The following is an 18,978-nucleotide window of genomic DNA, read 5'->3' as shown; positions in this document are numbered from 1 at the left end:
TGCACGCCGCGGTCATTCCATGCACGGGGAGCACGGCATGAGCATGCGCCAACGTCCACTTTCAATCGCACTTCACACGCTGCTGCTCGGCGGCGGGGTTCTGCTGTCCGGCGGCTCTTTGCAGGCGCAGACGGCCACGTCGCCGCAAAACAATTCCAGCCCGTCGACGGCGGCGGTCAAGGCAACCCAGCTCGGCAATATCACCGTCACCGCGCAGAGCCGCAGCCAGGAAATGCAGTCGGTGCCGATCCCGTTGCAGATCATCACGGCCAAGCAGATCGACACACTGGCCGCCACCGACCTCAGCAAGATGAACCTGTTCGTGCCGGGCCTGGTGGTCAGCACCGACCAGCCGACCCAGCCGAACTATGAGCTGCGCGGCATCAGCACCGACGATTTCGGTGTCGGCACCGAATCGGCCGTGGGCGTGTACATCGATGGTGTGTATGCGGCGCGTTCGGGCGGCGCTCTGCTGGCGTTCAACGACATCAAGCGGATCGAAGTACTGAAAGGGCCGCAGGGCACGCTGTTCGGACGCAACGCGGCCGCTGGCGCTATCTCGATCATCACCAACGAACCCGGCGACCAGTTCGAGGCGAAGGCGCGCGTGCGCTTCGGCAACTACGGCAAGCAGTACGGCGACGCGCTGCTCAACATGCCACTGAACAAGGACATGGCGCTGCGCGTCAGCGTGCTCGACAACCACAGCGATGGCTGGGTAAAGGATGCCGCCACGGGCAAGGCCTACGGCAAGGACAACGACTGGGGCACACGCGCGGCGTGGCGCTGGAATGTCACGCCCGATACGCGCGTACTGCTGTCATGGGATCACGAGAAGCTCAACCAGCCGCCGCACCCGGCTTTCGGCCTGATCGCACTGTCGAACGACCCGCAGCAGCGCGCGCCGTTTCCGGCCGACCCGTCGACCTATCTGAATCCGTTGCACGCGCCGCTCTACAACGATGCCGTCGGTGGCGCCGAGACGCGCCGGTTCGACGGCGCCACGCTGAGCGTCGACCATTCCTTCAGCTGGGGCAGCCTCACCTCCACCACGGCGTGGCGCAACTTCAACACCTTCAACCGCGGCGACTACGACGGCACCAACCACATCGTCGACTACCTCGACACCACCAACATCGAACACAACAACAGCTGGTACCAGGAGTTCAAGCTGAGCGGCAACACCGACCTGATCGACTGGGTAGGCGGCGTCAGCTACTACCAGGAACAAGCGCGTCAGACCAGCCAGACCAACGTGTTCACCGACAGCGTCGACACCTTGATACAGAACGCGATGGGGGGAGGCACGCCGCTGGCCGATATCAGCCAGGCGCTCGCTTCGTTCGGCCTGCCCTACAACTTGCTGGGCGACCCGTGGCGCGAACAGATAAACAACGTCGGCCACTTCAAGGCCTACGCGGCGTTCGGTGATGTGATCTGGCACTTGAACGACCGCCTCAACCTGACCACCGGCATACGCTTCACGCGCGATCAGAAGGAGTTCTCCTGGTTCAACCCGCCGCGCCAGGCTGCAGCCTTCGACCAGACCATCGCCGAGCTCAAGAGCAACCAGGTGTTCGGCATGCCGATCTTCGACCTGTTGCCGCCGGAGGCGCAAGGCGCGCTGGACGCGCTGAGTCAGAACCTGATCTTCAACGCGGGCAGCGGCGCCCCGGTCGGCGTACTGGTGAAAAGCAAGAACAGCTGGAACGACCTGAGTCCACGTGCCGTGCTGGACTACAAGTTCACGCCCGAGGCGATGGGCTACGTGTCGATCACCAAGGGCTACAAGGCCGGCGGCTACAACAGTGTGCAGATCGGCTCGCACTTCGCGCCGGAGAAAGTGCTGAACTATGAAGCCGGCATCAAGACGGTATTCCCGGAACAGAACCTGCTGTTCAACGCATCGGCCTACTACTACCGCTACGACAATCGGCAGGCGCTGACGCTCGATCCCAACAGCGCGGGCTCTGGCGTACCGCGCTATCTGGTCAGCAGCAGCAACCAGCAGGCCACGGGCGCGGAAGTGGAGCTGCAGTGGCAGCCCGTCAGGGCCTTGCGGCTGGGCGTGAATGGCGCGTACATCGATGCCACCTATCGCAATGCCGTCGCACCGTCGGGTGTCAGCCTGAACAACCAGCCCACCGGCGAACCGACGTTCTCGTTCGCGACCACCATGGCCTACACTTGGCAGAACGTGGCGAACGGCGCGCTGGAGTTCGACCTCAGTTACGCATACCGCGGCAAGTCGCGTTGCAACCGTGATTCGCAACTGCAAGGCACCTGCCAGGTCAGTCCCAACTTCAGCGTCGGCACCTCGCAGAATCGCGCGGATGCGCGGCTCGACTGGCGCGCGGCCGATGATCGCTGGGGCGTGGCATTCTACGTGACCAACCTCGCCAACAAACGCTACGTGACCGGCGTGGACAACATCACCGAAAGCGTGTTTGGAACACCGTACGCGAACATCACGCCGCCACGCATGTGGGGTGTGGAACTGCACGCGAAACTCTGAGAACGCGATGACCAACCACGACGATCTCCCTGCCACCTTGCAACGCCTGCGCGATGCGCACTCGCGTGACCCGTTGCCGGCCTGGCCGGTGCGCGCAAAACGCCTGCACCAGCTGGAGACGATGCTGCGCGAGCAGCGCGGGGCTTTCGCCGCGGCGATCCATGCCGACTTCGGCTGCCGTCCGCGTGAGGAAACCGATCTGCTGGAAATTTTCCCCAGCCTGTCGGCCATCCGGCACGCATTGTCCAAAGGACGACGCTGGATGAGACCGCAGCGGCGTCTGGCCGACCTGATGTTCCTGCCCGCACGTACCGAGGTGCGGCCGCAGCCGCGCGGCGTGATCGGCATCATCGTGCCGTGGAACTACCCGCTGTATCTGGCAGTCGGCCCGTTGGTCGACGCGCTGGTCGCGGGCAACCGCGCCATGCTGAAGATGAGCGAGTTCACGCCGCGCTTCTCGGCGCTGCTCGCCGAGCAGATGGCGAACTATTTCGCGCCCGACGAAGTGGTCGTGGTGACCGGCGACGCCGACGTGGCACAGACATTTTCCGCGCTGCCGTTCGACCACCTGCTGTTCACCGGCTCCACCGCGGTCGGCCATCGGGTGATGCGCGCCGCGGCGGCAAACCTGACCCCGGTGACGCTGGAGCTGGGTGGCAAGTCGCCGGCCATCGTCGGCCCCGGCGCGCGCTTCGAGCATGCGGTGGAACGCATCGTGTTCGGCAAGCTGGTCAATGCCGGGCAAACCTGCATCGCGCCCGACTACGTGCTGCTGCCGCGCGCGCGCATGGCCGAGTTCATTGCCATCGCCGGTCGCGCGATGGCGCGGATGTACCCCCAGCTCGGGCAGAGCACGCAATACGCCAGCATCGTGTCCGACCGCCAGTACCAGCGCCTCGTCGCGCTGCGCGATGACGCACTGGCCGCCGGCGCCCGCGTGCATCCGCTCGGCGATGCCGCCGAGGACGCGACACGCCGCCTGCTGCCGCCGCAACTGCTGAGCGAGGTCGGCGAAGAGATGGCGGTGATGCGCGAGGAGATCTTCGGTCCATTGCTGCCGCTACTGCCCTACGACACCCTGGACGAGGCGATCGCCTATGTGGGTGCGCACGCTCATCCGCTGGCGTTGTATCTGTTCGAGCAGGATCAGGCCAGCATCGACAAGGTGCTGGCGCATACCCAGGCTGGCGGCGTCAGTGTCAACGACACGCTGTACCACATCGCCCAGCACGATCTGCCGTTCGGCGGCGTAGGCGCTTCCGGCATGGGCGGCTATCACGGCGAAGCCGGCTTCCGCACGTTCTCGCATCTGAAGCCGGTGTTCCGGCAGGCCCGCTTCAACGGTGCCGGCCTGCTCAACCCTCCGTACGGTGCACGCTTCCGTCGCGTGCTGGAGCTGTTGCTCAGGCGCGGTTGAGCACTGGCCCCTCCGCCATGCCTGATCGCACAAAAAAACCTCCCCGCTCGCGCGGGGAGGTTTTTGTTTGGACGTCCATCAGTTCGACGGGCGCAACCGTGTTGCCGCGGTTAGAACTTGTACTGCGCCGAAAAGCTCAGCAGGTTGCCGTAGTCGTCGAAGTTGCCGGTCAACACGTCGCCGGTACCGCTGGTCGAGTTGACATGGGCCTGGTTGACGAAGATATGCGCGTAGGACGCATTGATCTCGAAGTGCTCGCTGGCCTTGTAGCCGATGCCGAACGAGGCCATCTGACGGGTCGAGTCGGGCACCCGCGCGTCGCGCGTGGAGAGGTGGGTCGGCGTGGTGTCGAACGAGATACCTGCGCGCAAGGTGACCTTGTCGTTCAGGTAGTAATCGCCGCCGATGGAGGCAAAGACGGTGTTGCGCCAGTCGAACGGTTCCGTGGTCGACGGCTGCGTATTGCCGTAATTCACCGTCAGGTTCTTGAACACGTCCCACTTGGTGTACGCCAGATCGATGCCCAGACCGAACTTCTCCGCCTGGTGCCAGTAGCTCGCGCTGATCACGGCCGGCGTGGTGAAGTCAGCCGTACCCGTGGTGTGCGAGAACGGAGGGATCGAGGCAGCCAGCGCGGGATTCGCCAGCAACGCGTTGTATCCCGGCGTGGTGGTGAAATTGCCCGTGCCTTCCAGACGATGGCTGATCTTGGAACGATAGTTGAGCGCGAACTTGTCGTTCGGGGTCAGCTTCCAGTAACCGCCCAGCTGCCAGCCGTAGCCCCAGTCGTCGCCCTTGATGCGGGCAAGGCCGTCGGAGCCCACCGGCGTTGCAGCGGCTACACCGGCCGCCGCAGCCTGGCCCTGCTGCACAGCCGCCTGAATCATTGCGGCGGCCTGCGCCGGCGGGATCAGTCCGGCCTGAGCCGCGGCCTGGATCTGCGCCACGCCAGCTGCCGTCTTCGCACCGATGCCCTGCTGGATGCCCAGACCCACGGCGTTGTAGTTGATCGCGCTGCTCAGTTCGGCGCTGGTTTTCTGGGCGATGACGCTGGCGCCGACGCTGAAGGTGCTGGTGACATCGAACGACGCCGACAGCGTGGCATCGAGCGACTCGAATTTGGACTTGACCGCGTTGTAGCGGCCGACCCAGTTCTTGTCGTATTCGGTCTGGAAGCCGAACGGTACCGAGAAGCCCGCGCCCACGTGCACGCGGTCGTTGACCTGGGTGGCAAAGAACAAGGCGGGCACCGGCATGGTGGTGCCGCCGTCGCCGCCGTTGCCGCCGCTGATCGGGCGACCCAGCACGTCGTGGGCCGTGCCGGTGAACTTGGTGCTGAAGTTGATCGCGGTGACATCGGCCTGCAGGTAGGTACCCTTGAGATCGGTCATCGCCGCCGGATTGTTCACCACCACCGAGACGTCGCCACCGGCGGTGGCGGAACCGGCATAGGCGCGGCCCAGGCCTTTGGCACTGTTTTCCTTGAGCTGGAAGGCGCTGGCATTGGCGGCCCCCGGCGCAAGTGCGCCAAGAATGGCCACGCTCAGTGCAGCCAGCGCGAGCGGACGGGCAACGCCCGTGAAGGAACGGAAAGACATAGACATCGCTTGCTCCTGCTTATCGTGATGCGGCTCGGGTAGATAGCTGGGGCGGCGATCGTGATGAAATTCATACGCGCGTTTGAAGCCCCCGCGGCGCACTTTGCCCGCTCGTCCAAGGCGTTGCAAGTGCAGCCGCAACATTTAACTAACGAATGGACGCGAGTGCGGCAGACATCACTTGGCTGCCATGCGCTTTCCGCGCGAACTCCAGCGACCCTCCCACCGGCATCGCGGGGCGGGCAAGCAGACGGCCACGCTGCTACCCTGATCAGTCCTTACATCGTCCCCGGAGGTGGCGCCATGCAGTGCTTTGTCTATGCCAGCGTGCGCAAAGCCGACAGCTATCTGTGGCTGGCGCAGCGTGATGCGTTCGATGTGCTGCCCGAGTCGCTGGTACTGCTGCTGGGTGAGTTGCGCTTCGTGATGGAAGTGCATCTGGACGGGCAACGCGAGTTGCCGGTGGAGAACACCGAGCAGGTGCTCGCCAACCTGCGCATGCAAGGCTGGCATCTACAGCTGCCGCCGCAGGAAACCCTGGCCACCGCCAACCATCTCGCCTATACCCATGCTCCGCGGGATGACCGGGACGAGTGATCGCGTCACTGTGTCGGTGGCGTTAACACTTGGTTACCGTCTGCACGTCCAACGATTTCTATACTGTCCCCATGACCCAGCCCAAATCGCGCCGCCGCCCTCCTCTCATGCAGGCTCTCGCCTGGTTCATTCCAGGTCTGCTCGCGGTCGCCGCCGCCGGACTGGCCACTCATCCGCTGACCCTGATTCCGCTGCTGCTGGCGAATGCGCTGACCATGGCCGCGATCTGCCACGCGATCGGCTTCGATCCCGAACCGCACTTCGGCCGCACCGTCTTGCGCCGCGGCGCCGCGCATACGGTGATGTTCACCGGCTACGCCGCGCTGGTGTTCGTGCTGGTCGCATGGCCGATGCTGCAGTTGAGTCAGACACCCAGCCTCAGCGCGGCCCTGATCCTGGCCGCGGCGCTGGTGCTGGCGCTGACCGCGCTGTGGCGGCTGTGGCCGGCGTTCGGGCTGGTGTTCGTCTGGGACGATGCCTATCCGCGCCAGCGCGATGGCTCGTGGATCTTCACCGCCACCTTGCGCAGCATCGCGTTCGGTCGGCACCTGTCGCACGAGGAACGTTTCTTCAGTCACTTCCTGCCGGCCGCGCTGTCGCTGCTGGTGCTGGCCTTCGGCGCGATCGCGCTGACCGGACTGTACGGCGTGCTGCCACCCGAGCCGCGTATCGCCGCCTTGGCGATTTACGGCGTCGTGCTGCTGCCGCTGGGTTGCCTGATCATCGCCAACCGCACGCTGCGCGCGCTGTTGTGCGAACGGCATCAGCCGCGCCGACGCGGCGACCATGCCGCGCTGTCGGCCGGCGCCGCAGTCGCTCCGCGCCCCGTGCTGAGCGAACAGGAACGCACGGCCGGCACGCCCGAGCAGGCCGAAGCGCTGCTGGCAGCCACCCGCGGCGGCGATATCGAGCGCGCCCTGGCGCTGGTCGAGGCCGGCGCCGATCCCGACACCGCGCCGGCCGACGACGACCGCGACCAGCGCCCGGTGCTGATGCTCGCCGCCTTGCTGCCGGACACCCGGCTGCTGCGCGCGCTGATCGGCAAGGGCGCCGACGTGAATCGCGCGAGCGGCGGCATCACCCCGCTGCTGGCGGCCACCCGCGACAGCTGGCACGGTCGCGCCGAAGCGGTGCTGACCTTGCTCACCAATGGCGCCAGCCCGCTGGTTGCCGATGCCGAAGGCAATACCGCCCTGCACGGTGCCGTGCTCAGCGCCGAGCCGGGCGTGGCGGCCATGCTGCTGGACGCGGCCGCTCCTATCAATGCATTGAACAAGGCCGGCATCAGCCCGCTGGCCACCGCCTGCCGCGCCGCCAACTGGCCGCTGGCGAAATTCCTGCTGGAACATGGCGCCAAGCCGGCACCCGCCGACGGTGAGCCGGCGCTGGTCGCCGCCGCCGGCATCGCCGACGACGATGTCGAAGGAGTCAAGCTGTTGCTCAAGCATCGCGCCGCGATCAACGCGGTCGATGCGCGTCATCGGCACGCGCTGCTGAGTGCCGCCGCCGAAGGACACGAGCAAATCGCCCGCACGCTGTGCGCGGCCGGTGCCGATATCAACCTGGCCGACCAGCATGGCAGCACCGCATTGATGGAAGCGGCCCGCGCCGGTGCCTGCGGCATCGTGCAGCGATTGGCCGAAGCCCAGCCCGATGCGCGCGCACGCGACCAGTACGGGCGTGATGCGCTGACCCTGGCGTGCCAATCGCCGCATGCGCATGGCGAAACCGTGCGCGCATTGCTGGCGTTGGGCGCCGAACCGAAGACGCCTGGCAGCGACGGCCGCAGCGCGCTTGATCACGCAGCGGCCGCCGGCCGCTGGGACCTGGTCGCCCTGCTTGACCCTGACACACCGCTGCCGGCCAGCCTCAGCCAGGACGTGCTGGCCGAAGGCGCCGACACGCCGGCGCACCTGCTCGACGCGTTGCGTTTCGGCCACTGGGCGATCGTGTCGGGCTTTGCCGAGCGCGTGCGCGAATGGCCGCAGCCGCAACTGGCGCAGCTGTATCTGGATCTGGCCACGCCCGGTCTCGCCGCGGCCCGCCGCTGGCTGCTCGATCACGGCCTCGACGCCGAAGCCCGCTTTGAAGCGCCGCGCATCGACGATGCCGAAACCGCCGACGCGCCCACCCTGCCGCCGCTGGGCCGGCGTCTGTTCGACGCACTGCTGCAGCAGTTGCCGAACTCGACCGAAGCACTGGACGACCTGCTGCAAGCCGGCGCCAGCCCGGCCGGCGCCGGCCTGCTGGCGCAGGCGTTGTCGCGCCTCAACGGTGTGGCGCAAGCGGCTGCGCTGCCGCTCAGCCTACTCGAACGTGGTGCCGATCCGTTCGGCCCGGATGCGCGCGAGCGCACGCCGCTGCATCTGGCCGTGGTCAATGCACAACCCGAATTGCTGCAGGTTCTGCTGGCGCGCGGCTGCGATCCGAACACGCGCGATCGCGATGGCCGCACACCATTGTTTGCCGCGCTCGAACATGGCGCGCAGGCACTGCCGCTGGTGCGTGCGCTGATCGCCTACGGCGCGAATCCCGAAGCTGCCGATGCGAACGGCGAGACGCCACTGGGACTGGCGCTGGAACACCCGGCAGTGGAACGCTGGCTGGACTGGCGCGATTGGGCGCGGCCGAATCGCCCACTGCAACCGACCGACCTGCCAGCCGCGGCGGCGGCCGGTGCGCTGGCCACCGTGCAGCGTCTGCTGGAACTGGGTTTCGCCGTCGACACCCAGGACGACCAGGGTGCTTCGGCCCTGCTGCGCGCCTGCGGCGCCGGCCATCGCGAGATCGCCGCCTGTCTGCTCGACGCCGGCGCCGACCCCACGCTGGCCGCGCGCAGCGGCGTGACCCCGCTGGCCGCCGCAGTCGCAGCTCGCCGCGAGGCCTTGGTCGCCCTGCTGCTGCAACACGAGGTCGGCACCGACCAGCGCCTGCCGAACGATGCCACTGCGCTGATGGTCGCCGCCGCGATGGGCTATCCGGAGATCGTCGATCAATTGCTGGTCGCCGGCGCCGACGTCAACGCGGTCGACGCGGGCGGCCGCAGCGCATTGCATGCCGCTGCGCAGTTCGGCTTCGAACACAACGACAGCTTGCGCGCACGCCGCCTGTTCGATGGCCTGCTCAAGCACGGCGCCGACATCAACCGGGCGGACAGCGAAGGCAAGACCCCGCTGCTATTGCTGCTCGGCGCCCAACTGCGCCCCGGCAGCGAATGCGATGCGACCCATATCGGTGCGCTGGTTCCGCTGCTGCTGGAGGCCGGCGCCAAGGTCGAACATGCCGATCAGCGTGGCGTCACCGCACTGCACGCCTGCGCCATGCATGCGCTGCTGCCGCCGGCGCGCGTGCTGCTGTCGCGCGGTGCCGACCGCAGTGCGGCCGATGCGTTCGGCCGCACTGCGGCGGACGTGGCGCGGCAGCTCGGCTATGTCGATATCGCGCTAGAGCTGGCCGCCCGCAGCAGCGCGATCCCGAGCGTGCGACAAACGCTACGTCAACCGGCGCAGCCGGCCGAATAAGCGGTCGTCCCGGCGCTGCTCTCGGCGTCGGTGCCGGCGATCGCCTCCGCGTTGCGCCAGCGCAATGCGCGCCATGCGCTCACCACCTGGGCGGTTTCGATCTCGTCCACCCGTCGAATCGCGGGCAACCCGCCAAGGACCACCACCTCGCTTCCGGACCCGCTGCGCGGGGTCCACATCCGCGGCGAGCGGGAGCCCATCAGCACCACCAGCGGACAGCCCATGGCTGCGGCAAGATGGGCCGGCCCGGTGTCTACCGAGACCATGCTGTGGGCGATCTCCAGCAGCGCTTTGAGGCGGGCTAGCGGCAATACCGCGGCGTTGATGCTGGACGACACCGCCCCGGTGACCGCCAGCAAGGTATCGAGATAACCGGCCTCGGCGGGTGAGCCGCAAAACAACACTTGCGCCTGCGGCTGCCGATAGCTGATGGCGCGCGCCAGCGCGGCCCAGCGCTCCGCCGGCCAGGACTTGTCGTCATCCTCGGCGGCGCGCACTCCGTTCCACCGCATGGTGCGCTTGTTGGCCGGCTGCAACAGCACCAGCGGGCGCCCGCTCATGCCTTGCGTGCGCAGCCATGCGTCGCGGTCGGCGCGCTCGGCCTCACTGACGCGCAACTGCGGTGCAGCCGCCTGAGCGGGAGGTGCTGCCGACCCGCTATCTGCGCGAAATGCAGTGGGTGTGGTGTCGCCGAAACGCAGCAGCCAGTCCACCCAGTGCTCGTCTTCGATCGACGGGATGTCTTCGATGAATGTGCAATGCTCGGCCGGCACGCCGGCCAGCGCCAGCATTGGGCGTACCTTGGTCCGTGTGCGGTACTCGGGTTCGCAGATATAGAACGGCGACCCGCGCAGGCGCCGTAACGCCAGCGCCGCGCGCCAACGCTGCGGATGCATCCACATCGGACCGTACTGCGAGTGCAGGGGAATGCACCCGGCCACCTCCGGCTGCGCTGAATAGAGCGATGGCGACCAATCCCCCAGCGCCAGCAACTGGCAAGGCCTGCCATAGCGCATATGCAACTTGTGCAGCAGCGGCTGCAGCAAAATGGTGTCGCCGAGCCGGCCAAAGCGGATCACGACGGGTCCGGGCAAGGCTGGGAGTTGAGTCGTAGGCATGTTTCTAGGCAACGCCGGAATCGACAGCTGGTTGACGCAACCTACTCCATTCCCGCGTAAACCTGCCGTGTAGTGACCTGGGTCACTCCTCGCCGACCAGCGGCACCCCCGGATCACGCCCTCGCTCGCGCTCTGCACTCGGCTCGGCATCCGCCTCGAACAGGCGCTGCAGGTCGACCAGCGCATCGCGTGTGCTTTGCATCAGCTTGGTCTCGTCGTCGTAGACCAGTGCCTGCTTTTTCAGCAAATCCTCGTCGTGGCGGCGGAACCGTTCGACCCGATCGACCGCCAGTTCATGCGACAGACCCAGCGCCTCCAGCGTCTTGCGCGTCATCTTGAGGCCGGAATGGAACGTCTCGCGCACTGGCTCCTCGACACCGAGGTCCATCAGGCGGAACACGTGTTGGCGATTGCGTGCGCGCGCGATGATTTTCAAATGCGGATACTGCCGCCTTACCAGCCGCGCAGTGTGCAGGTTCGCCTCCGGATCGTCGGTGGCCAGCACAAACACCTCGGCCTTGTCGGCCTGCGCCGCGCGCAGCAACTCCGGCCGCGCCGGATCGCCGAAGAACAGGTTGACGGTGCCGAAGCGGCGCGAAAAATCGACCTGCTCGGCCGAATGCTCCAGCGCCACGAACGGGATGCCTTGCGCGCGCAGCACGCGGGCGATGATCTGCCCGACCCGGCCGAAGCCGGCGATGATCACCCGCGGCGGCGCGGTGTCGATGGTGTCGAATTCGCGCACCGGTTTCTTCGGCATCACGTTCAACGCCTTCGCCGCCAGCACTACCAGCAAAGGCGTCAGTGCCATCGTCAAGGTGATGGTCAGCACCAGCGCGTCGCGCTGGCCGGCGTCGATCAGCCGCTGCTCGGCCGCCTGCCGCAGCAGTACGAAGGCAAACTCGCCGCCGCAGGCCAGCAGCACCAGCATGCGCAAAGTGTCGGAACGGTTGAGGCCGCCCAGCAGCCGTCCCAGCGGCCACAGCAGCACGCTCTTCAGCAGCAGCAACGCCCCCAACAGGCCGAAGATCAGCCCCGGCCGGCGCAGCAGCAGCGAGATATCCATCGACATGCCGACGCTGATGAAGAACAGGCCCAGCAGCAAGCCTTTGAACGGCTCGATGTTCGATTCCATCTCGTGCCGGTATTCCGAGTCGGCCAGCAACATGCCGGCGAGGAACGCGCCCAGCGTGGCGGAAACTCCGGCCAGATCCATCAACAGCGCGACGCCCATGACCACCAGCAGCGCAGTGGCGGTGAACACTTCCACCGAATCCGCGCGCGCCACGAAACGGAACACCGGCCGCAACAGATAGCGGCCACCGACCACCACTGCCAGGATCACGCCGACCGTGCGCAGTACCGCGAACGGATCGAAATTCTGAGCGGTCGATGAAGCCAGCAGCGGCACCGCGGCAATCAGCGGGATTGCCGCCAGATCTTGAAACAGCAGCACCGCGAACACCTGACGGCCGTAGGCCGCGCCGGCCTCCTTGCGCTCGGCCAGGATCTGCAGGCCGAACGCGGTGGACGACAGCGCCAGGCTACCGCCGACGATCACCGCCGCCTTCCCGCTGAGGCCGAACAGGACATACGCCGCTGCGCCAATGGCCACGCTAGTGGCCAGCACCTGCAGCAGGCCGGTACCGAACACCGAGCGGCGCATCACCCACAGTCGCTGCGGCGACAGCTCCAGGCCGATCACGAACAGCATCAGCACCACACCGAACTCGGAGATCGTAGCGACCCCTTCGGTATCCTTGATCAGGCCAAGCAGCTGCGGTCCGATCGCCACGCCGGCCAGCAGGTAGCCGAGCACCGCGCCGAGCCGGAAGCGCTTGGTCAGCGGTACCGCGATGACGGTGGCGAGCAGGAACACCACCGCGGTCCGCAGGAAATGATGGCTGTCCACGTGCAGGCCACTCCGGTCGGGGAGGCTCGATTATTCCACGTGCACGATGCGCGCACGGCATTCTTCGGCGGCTGCCGGAAACGGTCGGGCCCGCACGATCAGGCCCGCGCGCGGCGGGCCTGATCGTGACACAAGAGTGGTGCGCCGATTATTTCTTCGGAGCGTCCTTCAGACCGCGGTTGATCAACATCGGCTCGATGCCCGGATCCTGGCCGCGCCAGTCCTTGTACAGCTTTGCCAGTTCTTCGGTGTTGCCGCGCGACAGGATCATCGCGCGGAAACGATCACCGTTCTCGCGGGTCAGGCCGCCGTGATCCTCGAAGCCCACGAAGGCGTCATCGGCCAGCATCTGGGTCCACAGGTAGGCGTAGTAGCCGGCTGCATAGCCGTTACCCCAGATGTGCTGGAAGTAGCTGGAACGGTAACGCGGCGGCACGTAGCCGAGGTCGATCTTGTCCTTCTTCAGGGCAGCGGCTTCGAACTGGTCGGCATCCTGCAGCGGTGCATCGGCGCCCAGCGTGTGCCAGTTCATGTCGAGCAGCGCGGCAGCGACCAGTTCGGTCATGCCGTAGCCCGAGTTGAACTTGTTGGCCTTGTTGATCTTGTCGACCAGCGCCTGCGGCATCGGCTCGCCGCTCTTGTAGTTCTTGGCATAGTTGGCGAACACTTTCGGGTCGGTCGCCCAGTGCTCGTTGAACTGCGAGGGAAACTCGACGAAGTCGCGCGCGGTGTTGGTACCGGACAGGGTCGGATACTGCTCGTCGGCGAACAGGCCATGCAGCCCGTGGCCGAACTCATGGAACATCGTGACCACGTCATCGAACGACAGCAGCGCCGGCTGGCCGGCGGCCGGTTTGCTGAAATTGGCGACGTTGTAGATCACCGGCTTGGTGCCGAGCAGCTTCGACTGGCCGACCAAGTTGTCCATCCAGGCGCCGCCGTTCTTGTTGTCGCGCTTGAAGTAATCGCAGTAGAACAGCGCCATCGAGGTGCCGTCCTTGTCGAACACTTCGAACACGCGCACATCGGGCTGATAGACCGGAATGTCGTGTCGCTCCTTGAAGGTCAGCCCGTACAGCTGGTTGGCGGCGTAGAACACGCCGTTCTGCAGCACGTTGTCGAGTTCGAAATACGGCTTGATCTGGCTTTCGTCGAGGTCGTACTTGGCCTTGCGCACTTCCTCGGCGTAACGGTTCCAGTCCCACGGCGCCAGTTTGAAGCCGGGCTGTTTCAGCGCGGCCTGGTCCTTGTCGATCTGCGCCTGGATATCGACCGCTTCGCGCTTCGCACGCGCCACCGCGGCCGGCGCCAGTTTGCCCATGAACGACATCGCCATCTCCGGCGTCTTCGCCATCTGGTCGTCCAGCTTCCACGCCGCGTAGTTCGGGAAACCGATCAGCTTGGCCTGCTCGGCGCGGATCTGCGCCAGCCGCTCGATCGTCTTGCGGGTGTCGTTGGCGTCGCCCTTCTGGGCGCGGCTCCACGAGGCATCGAACAATGCCTGACGCGTGGCGCGGTCGCTCAGGTCCCGCAACTCGGGCTGCTGGGTGGTGTTCTGCAGGGACAGCACGTACTTGCCGTCCAGCTTGCGATCCTTGGCGGCCTGTGCGGCCGCGGCCAGTTCGGCGTCGGACAGGCCGGCCAGCTTCGCCTTGTCGTCGAGCACGGGCGCGGCGTCCTTGGTCGCCGCCAGCAACTTGTTGGTGAACGCCGTGCTGAGCGTGGATTCTTCCTTGTTGAGATCTTTCAACCGAGCCTTGTCGGCATCCGACAGCTTGGCTCCGGCGTGCAGAAAGTTTTTGTAGACCACCTCGACCAGACGCGCCGATTCCGGATCAAGCTTGAGCGTGTCGCGCTGGTTGTAGATCGTCTCGACACGCTGAAACAGCTTGCTGTCCAGGTAGATCGCATCATGATGCGCGGCCAGCTTAGGCGCCTCGGTTTCCTGCACCTTCTGCAAGGCATCGTTGGTGTTGGCACCGGTGATCGCACTGAACACGCTCATCACGCGATTCAGCATGACACCGGACTTCTCCATCGCCACGTAGGTGTTCTCGAACGTGGGCGCTTCCGGGTTATTCGCGATCTTCTCGATCTCGGCCAGCTGCTGCTTCATGCCCTCATCGATCGCGGGTTGATAATCGGTGTCCTTGATCTTGTCGAACGGCGGCGCCTGGAACGGCAAGGTGCTGGCGCTGAAGAACGGGTTGCTGGTCATGGCAGTGGCGGCCGGTGGGGTACTCGACGTGGTTGTCGCGGGGGAGGTGGCGGCGCCGTTGGGCTGCTGCGAGCAGGCGGCCAGGGCCATCGCGGTGGCGATCACAATCAAGCGGAGACGGAACATCGGGCTTCCCAAGGTGGCGCGTCCGTGACCGGACACAGTTAAGTCGGAGCTGCCGACTGTACCCATTCCCCTGCGGTTTCTCCAAACCCATACGTCATGCCGCCAGTGGCGTGACGCCAGCTCAGGCCGCGCGCATGTCGCGCAGCTGCCACGCCGAACCGATCAGCAGATAAAGCCGATGGCGCACCACGCTCATGGGCAGGTCGGTGAGCAGATCGACGTCGGTGCGCAGGTCGGCGACCTGGGCGGTCACCTGCGCCGCCGGATCGCAGACGCCCAGACTGCTGTTCACCGCATCCGGATCGGGCTGCACCGCGCGCCAGCGCTGGAACAGGCCGTCATTGCGCAAAGCCTGCTGCAGCGCGGCGGCAAAGCCGTCCGGACCAGCCCCATCCCAGGCAAACCGCGGATCATCGCCCCGCGCATGGGCCAGGTCGGCGACCGAAAGATAATAGTGATTGCGGGCCATGTTGCCTCCGGCGACGAGATAAGTGCCTATCCAAGCACAGTGGATGTGAAGCTCAGTCCATGGCGGTGACCGCCGCCACCAATCGGCTCGCCGCCCGCACCGACGCCAGGCCATGTGGCAGCACGCCCAGACACGGTGCGGGCAGCAACTCGCGCAGCGTCGCCAGATTCTCGTCCAGCGCGTCCATCGCCGGATCGATGCCATTGCCGATCCATCCGAGCAGGCGGCAGCCATCGGCTTCGATCGTCCGCGCGGTGAGCAGCGCATGGCTGAGACAGCCCAGCCGCAAACCGACCACCAGGATCACCGGCAGCCGCCACTGCTTCGCGATGTCCGCCGCCAGCAATCCCGGCGCCAACGGCACCAGCCAGCCACCTACGCCTTCGACCACTACCTTTTGATGGGTGCCACTCAGTTGATCGAATGCCGCACGCAGCGGCGCCAGCGCGATTTCCACGCCGGCATGTGCAGCAGCCAGGTGCGGCGACAGCGGATCGCGCAACGCGATCGGGTTGATCAATGCATACGGTGGCATCGTGCTGCTCGCCGCCTGCAACGCCAGCGCATCGTCGTTGCGCAAGCCCTCAGGCGTTTCGAAGCAACCGCTGGCGACCGGCTTCATGCCACAGGCGCTGTATCCGGCGGCGCGCAAAGCATGCAGCAATGTGCACGCCGCATGCGTCTTGCCGATGCCGGTATCGGTGCCGGCGATGAAGACAGCTGCCGTCACGCCGATGCGTAGCGGCGGTTGAAGCGGCTCACCACCGGCCCGATCAGGAACAGCAGCGAATACATGAACCCGGGAATCGACCAGGTCCACCCCGGTGCCGACAACGGCAGCAACAACGCGGTCAGCGTCGAGACCAGCCCGATCGCGGCCGGCACACTCCATATGCGCATCTCGCGGCGCGAATCCACGTTGTTGAACCCGTGCTTCGCCGCCGTCTTCGCGGCGTGCATGAACAGCAGGGTCAGCGTGCCGGCCATGCAGGCATATGACAAGCCATAGCAGGCGAACAGCGTGCGCATATCCGCCGGGCCGCCGACCAGGTGGAAATCGCTGGGCAGCAGGCCACCGCTGAGCCAGTTGAATACCCCGGAAAACACCATGTGCAGCGGATAGACGAAAATCATCGCGAAGAACACCAGCAGCAGCGACAGCCAGCGGCCGGCCGGGGTGGCGCCGTGGCAACGCTTGCGCCAGCGCACATGGCCATGCCAGAAAAACGCGATCTGGAAAAAGCTCATGGCAAACGCCGGAATGCCGCCGAGCGTCAGCAGCAACTTACCGGTGCTGTCGGGAATGGACTCGCCGCCGATCAGCAGCAAGGTCAGGATGAACGCGAACGCGCCATCCACAAACATGTCCAGCCGCCCCGCCTCGATGCCTTCGCGCTGTTCGTTCAAGCTCATGCTGCATCCCCGTCATGATCGCTCGGCGCATAATACGGGCTTTGCCGCCGGACACACCGCATGTTCGAACTGAAGCCCCACGCATATGCCAGCAAGCGCGAACACTACGAAGACCTAGCGCAGCAGGCGCGCGGCCTGCTCGCCGGCGAGCGCGATCTGATCGCGAACGCGGCGAATTTCGGCGCACTGATCTACCACAGCCTGCCCGACCTCAACTGGGCCGGCTTCTATTTGTACGACGGCAATGAGCTGGTGGTCGGTCCGTTCCAGGGCAAGCCGGCGTGCATCCGCATCGCGCTCGGCCGCGGCGTCTGCGGTACCGCGGCGCAGACGCGCGAGACCCAGCTGGTGCGCGACGTCAATGCGTTCGACGGGCATATCGCCTGCGATGCCGCCTCGCAGTCGGAAATCGTGGTGCCGCTGATCAAGGCCGACGGCAGCCTGCTCGGCGTGTGGGATGTCGACAGCCCGGTGATCGATCGCTTCGACGAGGACGACCGCACCGGCATGCAGGCGCTGTGCACGGTGTTCATGGAATCCGTGCGCGGCTGACCGCCCGGCGATTCCTCAACTGTGCGTAGGAGCCCGCTCGCGGGCGATGCTCTGGCTCTTTTGATTAGCTAGAGCGAAGAGCTTTCGTCCTCCTGCGGAGGGCGAGTCACTTTCTCTCGCTTGCCCGAGAGAAAGTAACCAAAGAGAGGGGCACCCCGCTTACGCGCTTTGCGGGCATCCCTGCCCGCAAAGTCCGCGGGTGGGTTACGGGGTTTGTCGACAGCACATCCTGTGCTGACGCCAAACTGGCCGGCATCCGTGCCGACCACCCTGCGGGCTTTCCTTCACCCACCCGCCGCTTCAGAGGGGCCCCGGTAAAGCAACGCGCCTCCTGCGCGTACTGTTCAGAAGAGCCAGAGCGATGCTTCGCCTCAGCTTTTCACCGAGTGCGGGCCACGAAGGCCCGCTGCTCTACCGGGGCCCCTGTGCGGCGGTGAGACGGGGACGACAGGCCGCGCAGCGGGAGTCGACAGGGATGTCGACTCCTTTTCGCCAGGGCAGGATGCCCTGTCGAAAAGCCCGGCCCCGGCTCACGGACTTGCCGGGCAGGAGCCCGGCAAGCGCCAAGCGGGGTGGCCTTTCTCTTTGGTTACCTTTCTCTTTGGCCACACAAAGAGAAAGTAACTCGGGCGCCAACGGCGCACGAAAGCTCTTCGCTTCAAATCAACCACCAAAGAGCAAGAGCAAGGGCGTCGCCCGCCAGCGGGCTCCTACAACAATGATCTCTGTCAGCGTTCGCGGTCTTGATGGGCGCCTTCCCGCGGCTGCCGCAGCAGCGTCATCACTGCCTGCCGGGCTTCCTCCACGCCGGTGCCGGCGGAGGAGGAGAAGATCTGCGCGGTGGCATGCAGGCCTTCGGCGGCGAACTGCTTGCGCAAGGTGGCCAGCGCCTGCGTGGCCTGGCCGCGCGAGAGCTTGTCGGCCTTGGTCAGCAGCAGGTGGCATGGCAGCTGGGTGGCGAAGCAGAACTCCAGCATCTGCCGGTCGAACTCCTTCAGCGGATGGCGGATGTCGACGATCAGCACCAGCCCACGCAGGCTGCGGCGCTGATGCAGGTACGCGTCGATCTCGAGCTTCCAGTGTTCGCGCATCTCCAGCGGCACCTTGGCGTAGCCATAGCCGGGCAAGTCGATCAGGCGTACATCCGACGGTGGCTGACCATCGACCTGGGCCGGCGGCGGTCGCTCCTGCGCATCCTGCGCCCGCGACACTGGTACATCCTTGTACGGCGGCAGGCTGAACGCGACCATCTGCTGGGTGCGGCCAGGGGTCTTGGAAGTGCGTGCCAGCCCCTTGTGATTGGTCAACGCATTCAGCGCGCTGGACTTGCCGGCGTTGGAGCGGCCGGCAAACGCCACCTCCGCGCCCTGATCGGCGGGAAGCTGGCTGATGCGGTGGGCAGCGAGCACAAACTGCGCACCTTGTAAGGGATTCGACATGGGAATGGTTTGACCAAGCTATGGTGGCACAGGGATAATTCTGCGGTTTCTGCCTGCTGCAGGCCGCATGGCCGCAATCACTG

General features: G+C 65.9%; 13 protein-coding genes. 5 read left to right on the top strand and 8 right to left on the bottom strand.

The features are described from left to right. Positions 1-37: 37 nt before the first annotated feature. Both BUA26_RS17205 and BUA26_RS17200 read left to right on the top strand, forming a co-directional pair. Entirely contained in the window at positions 38-2,515 is a 2,478-nt protein-coding gene (locus tag BUA26_RS17205) for a TonB-dependent receptor (RefSeq protein WP_083573064.1), read from the top strand. 7 nt (positions 2,516-2,522) lie between these two features. Further along, the gene (locus BUA26_RS17200) at positions 2,523-3,932 is read left to right on the top strand and encodes a coniferyl aldehyde dehydrogenase (protein ID WP_072762115.1); all 1,410 of its coding nucleotides are present in this window, start codon (positions 2,523-2,525) and stop codon (positions 3,930-3,932) included. Between the two features lie 110 nt (positions 3,933-4,042). Here BUA26_RS17200 and BUA26_RS17195 read toward each other — a convergent pair whose 3' ends face one another. Beyond that, on the bottom strand, positions 4,043-5,536 hold the full coding sequence (locus BUA26_RS17195; protein WP_072762250.1) for an OmpP1/FadL family transporter: 1,494 nt from the start codon (positions 5,534-5,536) through the stop codon (positions 4,043-4,045). A 297-nt stretch (positions 5,537-5,833) separates the two neighbouring features. On the opposite strand from BUA26_RS17195, the gene BUA26_RS17190 reads away from it, so the two are divergent. Both BUA26_RS17190 and BUA26_RS17185 read left to right on the top strand, forming a co-directional pair. Further along, entirely contained in the window at positions 5,834-6,127 is a 294-nt protein-coding gene (locus BUA26_RS17190; protein ID WP_072762114.1) for a YcgL domain-containing protein, read from the top strand. A gap of 71 nt (positions 6,128-6,198) precedes the next feature. Then, on the top strand, positions 6,199-9,648 hold the full coding sequence (locus tag BUA26_RS17185) for an ankyrin repeat domain-containing protein (protein WP_072762113.1): 3,450 nt from the start codon (positions 6,199-6,201) through the stop codon (positions 9,646-9,648). Here BUA26_RS17185 and BUA26_RS17180 read toward each other — a convergent pair. The 6 genes from BUA26_RS17180 to BUA26_RS17155 form a co-directional block, all read right to left on the bottom strand. Further along, positions 9,624-10,727, bottom strand: coding sequence for a glycosyltransferase family 9 protein (locus BUA26_RS17180; protein ID WP_255368404.1), 1,104 nt, complete (start codon positions 10,725-10,727; stop codon positions 9,624-9,626). The genes BUA26_RS17185 and BUA26_RS17180 overlap by 25 nt on opposite strands. 121 nt (positions 10,728-10,848) lie before the next feature. Further along, complete coding sequence (locus BUA26_RS17175; RefSeq protein WP_072762111.1) at positions 10,849-12,678, bottom strand: monovalent cation:proton antiporter-2 (CPA2) family protein; 1,830 nt, start codon at positions 12,676-12,678, stop codon at positions 10,849-10,851. A 148-nt stretch (positions 12,679-12,826) separates the two neighbouring features. Further along, positions 12,827-15,022, bottom strand: coding sequence for a peptidyl-dipeptidase Dcp (dcp, locus tag BUA26_RS17170; RefSeq protein ID WP_072762110.1), 2,196 nt, complete (start codon positions 15,020-15,022; stop codon positions 12,827-12,829). A gap of 121 nt (positions 15,023-15,143) precedes the next feature. Next, on the bottom strand, positions 15,144-15,491 hold the full coding sequence (locus BUA26_RS17165; RefSeq protein WP_072762109.1) for a hypothetical protein: 348 nt from the start codon (positions 15,489-15,491) through the stop codon (positions 15,144-15,146). A gap of 52 nt (positions 15,492-15,543) precedes the next feature. Beyond that, positions 15,544-16,221: a dethiobiotin synthase gene (bioD, locus tag BUA26_RS17160; protein ID WP_072762108.1), complete on the bottom strand. Its 678-nt coding sequence runs from the start codon at positions 16,219-16,221 to the stop codon at positions 15,544-15,546. Further along, a complete protein-coding gene (locus BUA26_RS17155; protein ID WP_072762107.1) occupies positions 16,218-16,904 on the bottom strand; it encodes a TMEM175 family protein in 687 nt (228 codons plus the stop codon). Before BUA26_RS17155 ends, bioD begins: the two co-directional genes overlap by 4 nt. A gap of 60 nt (positions 16,905-16,964) precedes the next feature. Between BUA26_RS17155 and BUA26_RS17150 the strand changes: the two genes are divergently transcribed. After that, entirely contained in the window at positions 16,965-17,456 is a 492-nt protein-coding gene (locus BUA26_RS17150; protein ID WP_072762106.1) for a GAF domain-containing protein, read from the top strand. 728 nt (positions 17,457-18,184) lie between these two features. Here BUA26_RS17150 and yihA read toward each other — a convergent pair. Beyond that, on the bottom strand, positions 18,185-18,895 hold the full coding sequence (gene yihA, locus BUA26_RS17145) for a ribosome biogenesis GTP-binding protein YihA/YsxC (protein ID WP_072762105.1): 711 nt from the start codon (positions 18,893-18,895) through the stop codon (positions 18,185-18,187). Positions 18,896-18,978: the final 83 nt, after the last annotated feature.

Source organism: Rhodanobacter sp. OK091, from assembly GCF_900142825.1.
GTDB lineage: Bacteria > Pseudomonadota > Gammaproteobacteria > Xanthomonadales > Rhodanobacteraceae > Rhodanobacter.
Note: the sequence above shows the minus strand (reverse complement) of the source record. Positions and strands in the feature narration are given on the sequence as shown.

Excerpts from the sequence above, each read along its gene's own strand:
- BUA26_RS17205 (WP_083573064.1), top strand. The coding sequence starts at position 38 with ATGAGCATGCGCCAACGTCCACTTTCAATCGCACTTCACACGCTGCTG.
- BUA26_RS17200 (WP_072762115.1), top strand. The coding sequence starts at position 2,523 with ATGACCAACCACGACGATCTCCCTGCCACCTTGCAACGCCTGCGCGAT.
- BUA26_RS17195 (WP_072762250.1), bottom strand. The coding sequence starts at position 5,536 with ATGTCTATGTCTTTCCGTTCCTTCACGGGCGTTGCCCGTCCGCTCGCG.
- BUA26_RS17190 (WP_072762114.1), top strand. The coding sequence starts at position 5,834 with ATGCAGTGCTTTGTCTATGCCAGCGTGCGCAAAGCCGACAGCTATCTG.
- BUA26_RS17185 (WP_072762113.1), top strand. The coding sequence starts at position 6,199 with ATGACCCAGCCCAAATCGCGCCGCCGCCCTCCTCTCATGCAGGCTCTC.
- dcp (WP_072762110.1), bottom strand. The coding sequence starts at position 15,022 with ATGTTCCGTCTCCGCTTGATTGTGATCGCCACCGCGATGGCCCTGGCC.
- BUA26_RS17165 (WP_072762109.1), bottom strand. The coding sequence starts at position 15,491 with ATGGCCCGCAATCACTATTATCTTTCGGTCGCCGACCTGGCCCATGCG.
- BUA26_RS17155 (WP_072762107.1), bottom strand. The coding sequence starts at position 16,904 with ATGAGCTTGAACGAACAGCGCGAAGGCATCGAGGCGGGGCGGCTGGAC.
- BUA26_RS17150 (WP_072762106.1), top strand. The coding sequence starts at position 16,965 with ATGTTCGAACTGAAGCCCCACGCATATGCCAGCAAGCGCGAACACTAC.
- yihA (WP_072762105.1), bottom strand. The coding sequence starts at position 18,895 with ATGTCGAATCCCTTACAAGGTGCGCAGTTTGTGCTCGCTGCCCACCGC.